At 38.1% G+C, this 12,252-nt stretch carries 14 protein-coding genes; all 14 read left to right on the forward strand.

What is annotated here, in order from left to right:
- Positions 1 to 380 precede the first annotated feature (380 nt).
- The 14 genes from GC102_RS23605 (at position 381) to GC102_RS23670 (ending at position 12,149) form a co-directional block, all read left to right on the forward strand.
- Entirely contained in the window at positions 381 to 920 is a 540-nt protein-coding gene (locus GC102_RS23605; protein ID WP_312883367.1) for a histidine phosphatase family protein, read from the forward strand.
- Between the two features lie 159 nt (positions 921 to 1,079).
- Positions 1,080 to 1,517: a DUF5071 domain-containing protein gene (locus tag GC102_RS23610; RefSeq protein WP_171691663.1), complete on the forward strand. Its 438-nt coding sequence runs from the start codon at positions 1,080 to 1,082 to the stop codon at positions 1,515 to 1,517.
- A 240-nt stretch (positions 1,518 to 1,757) separates the two neighbouring features.
- Positions 1,758 to 2,294 carry an RNA polymerase sigma factor gene (locus tag GC102_RS23615; protein ID WP_171649545.1) on the forward strand — a complete coding sequence of 179 codons (537 nt, stop codon included), beginning with the start codon at positions 1,758 to 1,760 and terminating at the stop codon, positions 2,292 to 2,294.
- Complete coding sequence (locus GC102_RS23620; RefSeq protein ID WP_171691664.1) at positions 2,291 to 3,652, forward strand: DUF4179 domain-containing protein; 1,362 nt, start codon at positions 2,291 to 2,293, stop codon at positions 3,650 to 3,652. Before GC102_RS23615 ends, GC102_RS23620 begins: the two co-directional genes overlap by 4 nt.
- Positions 3,653 to 3,981: 329 nt before the next feature.
- Positions 3,982 to 4,446 (forward strand): NUDIX hydrolase, encoded by a 465-nt coding sequence (locus GC102_RS23625; RefSeq protein WP_171691665.1) that lies wholly within the window; start codon positions 3,982 to 3,984, stop codon positions 4,444 to 4,446.
- Between the two features lie 275 nt (positions 4,447 to 4,721).
- Entirely contained in the window at positions 4,722 to 5,270 is a 549-nt protein-coding gene (locus GC102_RS23630; RefSeq protein WP_171691666.1) for a nucleotidyltransferase domain-containing protein, read from the forward strand.
- A gap of 454 nt (positions 5,271 to 5,724) precedes the next feature.
- Positions 5,725 to 6,600, forward strand: a complete 876-nt coding sequence (gene mle / locus GC102_RS23635) for an alpha/beta fold macrolide esterase (protein ID WP_171691667.1) — start codon at positions 5,725 to 5,727, stop codon at positions 6,598 to 6,600.
- A 22-nt stretch (positions 6,601 to 6,622) separates the two neighbouring features.
- Positions 6,623 to 7,105 carry an anthrone oxygenase family protein gene (locus tag GC102_RS23640; protein ID WP_171691668.1) on the forward strand — a complete coding sequence of 161 codons (483 nt, stop codon included), beginning with the start codon at positions 6,623 to 6,625 and terminating at the stop codon, positions 7,103 to 7,105.
- 104 nt (positions 7,106 to 7,209) lie between these two features.
- Positions 7,210 to 7,764 (forward strand): GNAT family N-acetyltransferase, encoded by a 555-nt coding sequence (locus GC102_RS23645; protein ID WP_171691669.1) that lies wholly within the window; start codon positions 7,210 to 7,212, stop codon positions 7,762 to 7,764.
- A gap of 428 nt (positions 7,765 to 8,192) precedes the next feature.
- Positions 8,193 to 8,588, forward strand: a complete 396-nt coding sequence (locus GC102_RS23650; protein WP_171691670.1) for a GNAT family N-acetyltransferase — start codon at positions 8,193 to 8,195, stop codon at positions 8,586 to 8,588.
- Between the two features lie 189 nt (positions 8,589 to 8,777).
- Complete coding sequence (locus GC102_RS23655; protein WP_171691671.1) at positions 8,778 to 9,713, forward strand: S66 peptidase family protein; 936 nt, start codon at positions 8,778 to 8,780, stop codon at positions 9,711 to 9,713.
- A gap of 264 nt (positions 9,714 to 9,977) precedes the next feature.
- Entirely contained in the window at positions 9,978 to 10,487 is a 510-nt protein-coding gene (locus GC102_RS23660; RefSeq protein WP_171691672.1) for a hypothetical protein, read from the forward strand.
- Between the two features lie 179 nt (positions 10,488 to 10,666).
- Positions 10,667 to 11,281: a hypothetical protein gene (locus GC102_RS23665; protein WP_171691673.1), complete on the forward strand. Its 615-nt coding sequence runs from the start codon at positions 10,667 to 10,669 to the stop codon at positions 11,279 to 11,281.
- A gap of 160 nt (positions 11,282 to 11,441) precedes the next feature.
- Positions 11,442 to 12,149, forward strand: a complete 708-nt coding sequence (locus GC102_RS23670) for an IMP cyclohydrolase (protein WP_246321081.1) — start codon at positions 11,442 to 11,444, stop codon at positions 12,147 to 12,149.
- Positions 12,150 to 12,252: the final 103 nt, after the last annotated feature.

Below are 12,252 nucleotides of genomic sequence, written 5' to 3' on the forward strand. Positions count from 1 at the left end.
GTCGGGTGACAAGAACATTATCTCATTAATTACCGCGTAAATCGCGGTTTTTTTATTTTATGGGATCAAGTTCTTGTCACGAGCCAATGACAAGAACTTGATCCCATTCCCGATTTTGACAAGAACTTGATCTCATTCCCGACAGATGGGTTCGGGAGTGAATGAGGTGGATATAGAAATACCTGGAAAGGATACCTATGATTGAACTAACGGGCAGGATACTTCCAATATGTGTTAATATTAGTGGAGTCGGAATTGCGATGAAAGCTGGGCTTGAACTACTTGTCCCGTTAACTCAGGAGGAACTAATGGCTATTTATTTTGTAAGACATGGTATGGACGAGGAAGGATTTCGTGGTGGCTAGAGTCAACGTGGGCTTATAGTTGAAGGCTATAGGCAATCAGAAAAGTTAGGTTGTTATCTTAAACAGAAGCAAAACATACTTCAAATACATCGAATCGTGAGCAGTGACTTGCAACGGGCATTAGACACAGCAAATGAGATTGCTAGATTTTTGAATTTACCCGTTGAAAGTAGAAACCATTGGAGAGAAACAAATAATGGAATAATTGCTGGCATGCCCAACGAAATAGTAAATGAAAGATTCCCTGGCTTGTATTTCTCAAGTTTACGAATGGACGAAAGGTTTCCTGGTGGTGAGAGTCCACTAGAATTCTATAAAAGAATAGAGGAATCATATCATATGCTATGTGAAGAGCAATCTAGTAAGAATCACCTTGAGAATGTAATTATAGTTACACATGGCGGAGTAATGAATGTCATTTATCATATTGTAAAAGGACTAGAATGGACAAATAAAAATAAATCCTTCCCAGCTTCAAATACCGGCATTCATAAATTAGAGTATTATGATGGGCAGATGGTATTAACGCTAGAAAATTCTCTAGAACATGTATAATTACGATTGCTTATTGAGCTAACGGAAACGATAGCACAATAAACAGGGAGCAGTTTGCCGCGGCAGCTCCTCCCTGTTTTCATTCAAGGGAAGGACAGGAGAGTTTAATCACTTCTCGAATACTTCAATTGAACACAAATACTGGTTAGAGGTGATTTCGTGGAAGATAATGTTAAATTGTTACTTTCTTCATTAAGTTGGAATCGACCTGTAGAAGAACAAACGTATGCAGTTAAGAGATTAATTAGTCTTAAGGATAAGATTTCTGACTGTTTAATTACCTATACAAGTAAAGATCAGTGGGATAATTGCATGAAGATAATTATTGAATTGGATTATCAGGATCAGGTAAGAATGATCCCTCAAATGCTTTTTCTTCTTAGAGATATGAATTGGCCAGGAGCGAAAGAAGCATGTAATTTAATGAAAAATATGAAAGTTGAGGATTTAACACCTTATATCGTACTTGCTTTAGAACAAGCAGATAATGAATGTGACACAATTTGGATAACTTGGATAAAGACATTTATTGAAAAACTAAATCTCGTTAAACTTATAGAAGAGAAATCAGAAATCCTTAAACAAGCTGAGTGGTAAGAGTAGCTCAAGGAGCATGTTCACGCTTCTGGACTATTCATTAAGCTAACGGAGAACGATAGCTCAATAAACATTAATAGAAGGCTGCCGACAGCAATGATCGGTGGCCTTTAAGCAGTTGGAGTGATGCTTTCTAAAAATCATAGTAACTGTAAACATTCAATATAATTCCATCTTAAATCGAACCATTTCTGATTCGAAAGCGTATTTACTATGAAATTTAAGGAAGGGGGATAGTTAATGAGGGAATACCCGATATCAGAGCAACAATCCAAAGAAATGTATATAGAATATTCCTCATATGTGTATGGAATTGCACTTATGATGACCAAGTCAAAAATGCTGGCTGATGACATTACACAGGAAACATTTTTGCGAGCATTTCAAAAATTTCATTTGTATGATCCATCAAAACCCCTACGTCCATGGCTATTTCGGATGACGATAAATTTGATAAGAAGCACACAAAGAAAGCAGCGATGGCTCACCTTCTTCGGAAAAGTTCCAGATGATGCCATGTCTGACTCCTTGGAAGATTTGATTCTGAAAAATGAAAGGGAACAAGAATTATGGCAAGTGGTCAACAACTTATTGAAAAAAAGAAGAGATGTCATTATTTTGCATTATTATGCTGGATTAACTCTCCAAGAGGTTGCGTCTATTTTAGGTATTCGACTAGGAACTTGTAAATCCAGATTACATGCGGCTTTAAAACAATTAAGGGAAAACAATGAGGATAACTATCTTCTCATTCCAATAAAGGAGAATATGAAATGACTCTGAATGCCAATCACGAGAAAAGAGAGAGCGAATTTCCGTCTGATGTAGCAAAGGCCGTGCAAGACCGTGTGAAACTTCTCACCCCTCCCTCATCGTTTGAGTACCTTTGGTATCTTTATCAGCAGTCAAATCGCGGAAATCAAAAAGCGGGACATCTGCTAAAATCAACCAAGCGGAGAAAATGGATATTATCACTCAACGTAGTTGTCTTATGCTTGGTATTCGTTTTCGGAGCAGGAATGATATCTCAAACATTTGGTGCAACGTTAAAAAAAATCCCTTTTATTGAATTACTGTATAAGCATTCAGGAGGCCTCCCCAACGGATTAGAACAAATCGATCAAAAAAACTTAAGTACGTCGGTGAACCTATCAGCTACGAATAAAGACATCAAATTTTCCATTGTGGACGTGTTTTATGATGGGTTTCAAATTGTGATTAATTATGAAGTCGATTTCCTCAATACTCAGACAAAGTTAACTTCAGAGGACGCTACTATGAATTACGATTATAAAATCGAGGGTGCTCACCCTACTATGATATCGACCCATGTCTTTACAATAACCGGTGACCATACTTTCGTAGGAACAACCTTGATTGATACTGCAACGTTACCAGATCATCCAGAGATAACCATGTCCGTAAATCAAATTGGGAATACAAAGGGGAATTGGAAGGTTACAGTTCCTTTATCAAGTGAAAAATCATCACGTCTTACCACAACTTTTCATCCCGTAATATCGGCTGCTTATAAAAATAAAACAATTACCGTAAAGAAAATTACATTCACACCTGTGACCACTCAACTCGAAATAAAATCGAAAGAACGGGATTTAAGCTTTAAAATTAAAGATGATTTGGAAACACCTTTTGAATATGCTGGAGGGAGGGGAGGGAATGGTGAGCATTTTTTAAGTTTTAGTCCAGTTTCTCTGATTAACCCTAAACCGCGTTTTCTTACCTTGGTAATCATGGATACATCAGGAGTAACAGTGAACCAGAAAAATGTATATGCGGATTATACCGATAAATTTCCCTTAACCATGCAAGGCTACAATGGTGGATTCATCAAGATTACGAATGTTGAGTTTTTGGCAGATACAACTATCGTTTACTACGAAGCAAGCGATGCTAATAACCAAACGCCTTTTCTTATGTTTCAAGATTCCTCAGGCAAACGGTATTCCTACAATAAACATCCGATACGTCTTTCAAGGGACACTTTTTCCTACAAATTACAATTCCCGAAATTAGACTCAGTTTCAGGGCTCAAATTCCTAATGCCAATTGATGTATTTGAGGAAGAGCCTAAAAAACCATTGGAAATCAAAATACCATTAAATTGGGGAGATTAATTTCTCCTTATTATCAACAATAATATTCCTGTCCACAACAGTACAGGGAACAATAGTCGAAGAGGGGTGTGAAACGCAACTCCGACTTGGTCACACTGGTTTTTACATTAATTAGACAGAGGGGCTTTTTCATCAAATATATTTGCATATCCATTGTTTTGGGTTTATTAAACTAACCGTGAACTATAGTTGAATGAACACCCAGGACGAGGCTACCGGTATGATCGGTGGCCTTCATTACGTTAACGGGCAGGATAACGGGAAAGATCAACCTAAATCATGGTAGAATTGAGCACAAGACTGTGAAAAGAATAGAGGGGTGTGAGAAGGTGAATGATCAGGTTGTTCAGAAAGCTGGAGCGTTTGTACTAACCAATAAAAGAATGGCATTTATGATGGGGCCAACTGTGGATCAATCGGAGCTTGCTATTGTTAGACTTGGCGGGCATAGAGAGGGTACTGAAACTGCTTGGGAGTGTGCCCAACGTGAAGTTCTTGAAGAGTCTCAGATGAGGATAACTCCTTTAACGCCACCAATAACTTTTTATTGTCCCAATACTAGGTTTGACATTGATATAGAGTTGGCTCCTATTAATAAATTTCAAAATGCAAGCATTGAACCTCGTCCATTGATTGTGGGACATCAGAATTCAATACAAAGCATAACTCCCATATTCCTAGCATCATCAGACGACGAACCTGTACCCAGTATGGAGACTAAAGCATTAATGCTCTTAACTCGTAAAGAAGTTATTCGTCTATGCTCCGAAAAAATAACCTTAAATGACTTCTAAACTTTAGGTGGAAAAGTCTTATTAGGACAACATATTGATGGGAATTTACAATTCAAACCATTTGGACATCTACGTATGCTTTCAATTATTCTAGAGCACTATCCCAATGTAATATCAACCTCAATATTTTGTTAACTAACTGGCAGTATATCATGGAAATTGCTCAGAAAAGATAACTGCTAAGAAGTAGGCAAAACAAGGATACTGCCGAAAGTATCCAACCTAATATTGGAATATAAGGAGGGATATTTATTCATTCTGATTTAGATTTTATCATGAATGAAATGAAAGGTTTTCAGAAGCCTTGGTTTATAGCTGGTGGTTGGGTAGTCGATATTGCATTGGGTAGAGTAGCAAGACAGCATGATGATATCGATATTTGTATTTACCGCGAGGATGTTAAAGAAGCTCTTCGGTATTTCGAAGGATGGGATATTAAAGTCGCAGTACCAGGTGAAAATCGACTTGTTGACTATGTGCAGTTAAACGACTTATCACTGCCCAGATACTGTCTACATCTTTTCAGAGAAAAGGATTTTATAGAAGTTTTGCTTACTGAACGTAAAGAAAATGACGTTCTTTTCCGAAAAAATAAAGAAATAACGATGAGTATAACTGATTTTGCCCTCAAAGATTGTGATGGTAGGCCATATGTTAATCCCGTATGGCAGTTGCTATATAAAAGTTCGAATCCAAGAGACAAAGATAATGATGATTTCATCAGTTGTCTTCCAATTATGACTGATCAACAGAAGAAATGGCTCGCAAAAGGATTACGAATAATGAAGCCTGAATCAGAATGGATACAGAGACTTTCGAGTTGACAAGTTAACTTGACCATTGCGCTAACGGAAACGATAGCTCAAAACTCATAAACAACGACAAACTGTCGCGGGATGCAATATTTTTACCAGACTTTGACAGGTACTAAAAACCTGTGATAAGATACTAATAATTCATTTTGGACGGAGGGTTGCGTGTGGCAAATTAATTTTTCGATCTATCTTTGCACAGTATGAAAAGTAATTATTATTGGCTATATTGTGTGCATAGTAATCGAAAAATGGTCTGCCTCCGCAGTACCTAATTTAATGATGGTCGCTAACATTTCCACTTGATGATCGATTTTGATCAAGTTACATGTGTTTGTTTTTAGCATGAATTTGATTTGTCGACAAGGTACTCGTAAAGCGATCACTCCTTTTAATTATCGATTACTTGAGCACAGGCAGCCGGCCTGTGTTTTTTTATATTTTTCACATGAGGAGAGATTTTTTTATGAGCGAACAACTGTTTAAAGTACACGGAATCGAACTTTGTGCCGAAAGCTTTGGCAACCAGGAACACCCGGCCATATTATTGATCATGGGTGCTCAAGCGTCTATGATTTGGTGGGAAAAAGACTTCTGCCAAAATCTAGCCGATAAAGGGCATTTTGTTATTCGCTACGATAATCGTGATGTCGGTCGGTCGACCACCTACGAACTAGGAAATCCCGGATATTCCTTTGAAGATATGGCTGATGATGCGATCTGTATCCTCGATCATTTTGGAATCGCACAAGCCCATATTGTAGGCATCTCCATAGGCGGCATGTTGACTCAAATCCTGGCTTTGCGGTATCCCGAAAGAGTTTTGACCATTTCACTGCTCGCTACATCGAATTTCGCCCCAGATCTTCCGCCGATGGAAGATAAGGTGATGGAATACTTCTCCAATGCTGCGGCGATTGATTGGACGAATGAAGTGGAGGTCATTGCTTTTACGGTTGGTAAATGGAAAGTTCTCGCGGGTTCGAAACATCTTTTCGATGAGAAAAAAATCTATGATTTAGCTGCAGAAGAAGTGAAAAGAAGTCGTAATATGGCGAGCATGAACAATCACGGCATGGTGATGGGGGGAGAAACCTACTTATCACGAATAAGCGACATCGGCGTCCCGGTTCTGGTTATTCACGGTACGGAGGATCCGATTATACCCTACGAACATGGGGTTGCTCTTGCCTCATCTATTCCCGGAGCGATTTTGCTGACCTTGGAGGGGGCAGGTCATGAACTCCACCAAAATGACTGGGATACCATCATAAAGGCGATTTCCAATCACTCTACGATATCGTATCGCGACCTATATAACGAAGAAAGGCTATTACCTTAACCGACGCTGGAGGTAATAATCCATGAACAAACTGCTCTATTATTTAACCTTTGCATCCGCATTGGGATCCGGCTTGCTATCTGGCGTATTTTTCGCTTTCTCGGCTTTCGTCATGACTGCACTTGCCCGCCTTTCGGTGGATCAAGGCATATCTGTCATGCAGGCCATCAACACCACAATCCTGAAATCGTTGTTTATCTTGATCTTTTTTGGCGCTACCTTACTAGCCATCATCCTGGGAATAGCCTCAGTCATCAAATTAAGCACGGCTGGTGCTGCATATGTGTTTATAGGTAGCCTACTCATCATCGTCGGCGTTTTTCTGGTGACTATCTTATTTAACGTACCGCTCAATGAAACCTTAGTTTCTGTAATTTCTGGGAGCGCTGAGGGAAGTCGGGTGTGGAAAGCATATCTTGTCGGTTGGATGCCATGGAATCACATTCGGACGATCTCTTCAATCGCTGCTCTGGCATGTTTTATCATCGCTCTTCGCAAATGGTAAGCTCAATATTGAATTCCTCAGAATACATGACCGTCGGTTGGGGAGAGATTCAACTTTTAAAAATTGGTGAAATTAGGTCAAAAGCACATGAAGGGGAATATAGAATGTTCAGCAATATTTGGTCTGGTTCAAAAGTTAGATTACGCCCTGTACTACCATCGGATTGGAAAGCATTTCATGAGAATGACCAAGATTCTGGGGGGGCAAGACTGTGCGATTTCATACATTTTCCGAGATCTGAAGACGGAACAAAGTCGTGGGCGGAATACAAATCTTCTAAGCCCTCCGATGGTGATAATGTATTCCTTGCAATAGAATCCCTCGATGGAACTCTTGTTGGCAGTATAACTGCAAACAGTTGTGATACACGTAACGGAACCTTTAAATACGGTATAGCTATCTTCCGTAAACATTGGCGAAAAGGCTATGCCTTTGAGGCTACAAAGATACTGCTTCGTTATTACTTTGATGAATTACGGTACCGAAAGGTGAATGCTTATGTTTACGCCTTCAATGAGGGGTCGTGTGCTTTGCAGGATCATCTTGGATTTATACAAGAAGGGATACTCAGAGAAATGATTTTTACAAACGGCAGGCATTACGACGAGTACGTTTATGGACAAACAAAAGATGAGTTCGAGAAACTCAATACTATATGATGACTGCTAGCAATTGAACTAACTGTGAACGATAGTTAAATAAACGAGGAGCAGCTTAGGTGGGAGCTTCTCCCTGTTTTCGTTCTTAAAGTAGCGAATAGTGTGGTGTAATGATTGAAGAGGTGAATGTAGATGTGGCAAATAGGATTAACGGTCGTCTTTTTGATTCAATACAGGTACATACTTACTGCAATTATGCTCATTATTATTATGTTAGTTATGTTTAATAAATGGAGAAAGAAAAAGAGAATAGAGATCCATCAAGAATTTCTAAGAAAGAGCCACAATAGGTAACCCATTCCGCTAACGGAAACGATAATGAAGGAGTTGCTACGCGGCAGCTCTTTTTTAGTTCATTCAAGTAACGGGCAGGGTAGTTTTAAGATAGTGTAGAACTTTAATTAGAATAGACAAAGGAGGATAATAAATTGAATCAAGAAATAATAATTAATCTGCCAATAGAAGCAGTTGAAGTTCCCAATTTAAGAGAACTGGTTGGTTGGGACGGCAGACATTCAGATTATCCAACATTATTCGAACGTTGTAACTTTTGGGCTGGTCTCAGAGATGAGGATAATAAACTTATAGCATTCGGCTATGTTGCGGGGATGGGGTTGCAACACGGGTACATGGAAGACATGATTGTACACCCGGAATTTCAGAAAAAAGGAATTGGCGAAGCCTTAGTTAGGAAATTACTGCAAGAGGCAGAACGTGTCGGGATAGAGATTGTAACATTGACATACGATTCAAAACATACATTCTTTTATACAAGGAGTGGATTCACTCCCTGTTTTGGGGGATTATGGAGGAAGAAAGATTAAACTAACGGAGAACGATAGTTCAATAGCGACATGACGGCAGCCAGCACACGAATGGCTGCCGTTGTCCGTTGAAGTAACGGGCAGTTTAATACAATATGCAACTTTTTTTCATAAAAATTCCAAGAGAATGAGCTATAATATAAAATGTGGCGTTTTCGTAGAATATGAACGACATGCGGGGGGAATTCGATGATAGCAAACAAACTAAATGTAGGTGATGAAATTAGGATAATTGCACCTTCAAGGAGTTTAAATGTAATTAGGCAGGATGTTTTTGATAAAGCTATAGAATTTCTTTCGAATAAGGGCTTTGTAATTTCGTTTTCAAAAAATTGCCGTGAAATTGATGAAACCGATTCTTCGAGTGTACACTCCCGTGTTGAAGACTTACACGAAGCGTTTCTTGATAAAAATGTAAAAGCCATACTAACTTGTATCGGCGGCTTTAACGTCAACCAGATTTTAGAATATATAGATTACTCGCTTATAGAAAAAAATCCTAAAATTTTATGCGGATTTTCTGATATTACAGCTTCGCTTAATTCCATCTATGCAAAAACAAAGTTGGTCACATATCATGGTCCCCACTTTTCCTCTTTTGGATTTAACAATGAAATTGAGTACACAAATGACTATTTTGAGAAATGTCTATTGAAGAAAGAGACGTTCTTTATTAGGCCGTCTGAACATGCAAAGGAATATTATACTATTCAAGAGGGTTCCTTTGAGGGAGAAATTGTGGGGGGGAACCTTTGTACTTTGAATCTATTGCAGGGCACAGAATTTATGCCTGACTTGAAGAATAAGATATTGTTCCTTGAGGATGACAATATTGTAGGTGATTATTTCACATTTGAGTTTGAAAGAAACCTGCAATCGATTATTCAAACAGCAGGGTTTGATGGAGTCAAAGGTATTGTATTAGGGCGTTTTGAGGATAGTTGTAAAATGGATATACATACTATAAAAAGAATGGTTTCTACGAAAAAACAGCTTAAAAATATTCCCGTAGTTTCTAATGTGGATTTTGGGCATCTGTTACCGTTTGCAACCATTCCTATTGGTGGAGTTGTCAGAATTGAAGCTAACGCTACAATTGTTTCATTAGAAGTCGTAGAGCATTAGGTTACATTCTGGAACTTTTGATTGCCCCGTCGATTGCGCTAACGAGGAACTTTAGTTCAATACGTTTGAGGTGAGGTATATGCTGGAGGAGATATTTTCAATTATTTTTGGTGTTGCAATCTTCCTAGTTTTTAAATTGAAATTAAGCAAAGACAAATTTTCATGGAGAGATTACATATTTGAGTTAATCGGGATTACGGTTTTCATTTTAATAATAAAGTGGATAATATCTTTTTTTTAAACTAAATTCTGTTGCCGACATTAATGGATTCTCTTTATAACTTAAATGATGACGGAACAAGAGAATTAACAACTGTAGGTGCTGCAGCCATTATTGTCAAAGCCAATAAAGGGGATTTAGATACTTTCCCTAATGGACTAATCCCCTGGATCAGTATAGAATCACCAGAAGATGAACTGGCACGATTGAGGAAAAAGGACGAAGTAGTTTTAAATTATAAAAGCATTTATATAGTCATAGACTACCCATTAAAAAAGCCCAAAGTGTTTGAAATAAATAATTCCAGACTATTAAGATCAGATTTAATTAATCAGATCAGTAAAATATATCATACTATTTATCAAGAAGAAGAAAATACTTCCAGCATTAAAACAATTCCAATGATGGAGAGAGGTAAACTTAAAAACAGGAATGAAACAAATGGCAAATACGGTATCTGGGGTCATGATCTTCGAGATCTAGATCTAAGTTCAGTCATTGTCGTTAAGAAAAACAATGGAGAAATTTATTTATACCTTAATATCGAATCTTAACGAAAGAATTAATTGTGAGTATTTTTTTAAAGAGCATGTATCGAAACCGATATGTCATATTGAGCTAACGGAGAACGCTAGTTCAATTACATACATTAAGGGAAGGCTGCCGAAATAAAATGATCGGCGGCCTTCTTAGCTAGCGGGCAGGATACGGAAAAGAGCTGAAGAGGTGAAATATGATACGGGGAGTAATTATCGAAGGGTTGTCTACGGCAGGAAAAACATCAGTATTTACTGCAATAAAGAGATTACATAGTCAAACACACAATGGTGAAAAAACGATAATAGCAATAAGTGAACACTATTCGCAAGTTTTGCATTCATACCAAGGCGTCTTATGCTCGATGGACAAGGATGAACATATTCAGCTTTTAAATCGTCATGTTGATTATCTTGAGCAACAATACAATTGGATTGATTCACTTGGTCATACGAAACCATCAAACGGTGTATTTTATCTTTTAGAGAGGTTCCATGTAAATCATCGAGCGGCATTTATAAATTCTGCAGAAATTGAGATGCTGGAAAAACGTCTATCAAGGCTGAATGCACATTGTGTACTCTTAACCTTGTCCCAAGATGCTGTTGAGCCCAGATTTATTGAAAGTCGTAGCGAGGCTTGGAAATCATATATTATGGAAAACCACTCCACGGTAACTGAGGCATGTCAAAAGTTCTTAGAGGATCAGGAAAAACTTCGCAGGTGTGCTAAACAATCGCTAATTCCCACTTTAGAGATAAACACAGACGAAGCAGACTGGGATTCTTATGCAAAACAAATACTAAACTAAACGGAGAACGATAGCACAATTACAAATAGGCTGCCAGCATCCGCGGCAGCCTATAGAAGTAACGGGCAGTATAGTGTGATAGTATTTGATGCAAAAAAAGGAGATTAAAAGGCCTTCACCGAACATTTACAGACATACTAATTACCATGAGGTGACACTATTGAGTTCATTTAGAAACAATCTGTTTGAAGCTACTTATCCAGGAAGAACCTTAATTATTGGAATGAATCCATCGGGAACACATTACGTTCAGGTATACTGGATTATGGGCAGAAGTTCGAACAGTCGTAATCGTATTTTTGAACTCGAACAATTGCATGTGAAAAATACTGCGTATGATCCAGCAAAAATGGAGGATCCTTCACTAATCATTTATTACCCAGCTAGAGATATTGAAGGATATCATATTATTTCGAACGGAGATCAGACAGATACCATTTTCGAGGGCTTACAACAGAGCATATCGTTTGAGGATTCACTTATGAAAAGAGAGTTCGAACCGGATGCCCCACATTATACACCTCGTATATCAGGTATTATTGATACAAGTTCTAATACATACTGCTTATCTATCTTGAAGTCTAAACAGAATGATCCATCAGTCTGCATACGAAACTTCTTTCATTTTAATGCATTTACTAAAGGAACCGGCCATTGTATCCATACGTATAGCTGCGAGGTTAATGGGATACTTCAATCATTCAATGGGGAGCCATTGGAGGTGCCGGTTTTTGATTCATTGGACGAAACGGCAAGTTTTTATTGGGACCAAATAAACGATGATAACAAAATATCATTACTTGTTAAGTTCATAAGCATACAGGGAAATAACATAGAATTTAAACTGATCAATAAAAATGCTTATTGAAGCATTTGGGATTTATAGTTCAACTGTTTGAAATGTCACAGCGGCAGCCATTTGTTACGCTAACGGGTAACGATAGTGAATGAGCTTGCCTTGCGGCAGCTCA

It is taken from the genome of Paenibacillus germinis (assembly GCF_013141785.1).
GTDB classification, from domain to species: Bacteria; Bacillota; Bacilli; order Paenibacillales; family NBRC-103111; genus Paenibacillus_E; species Paenibacillus_E phytorum.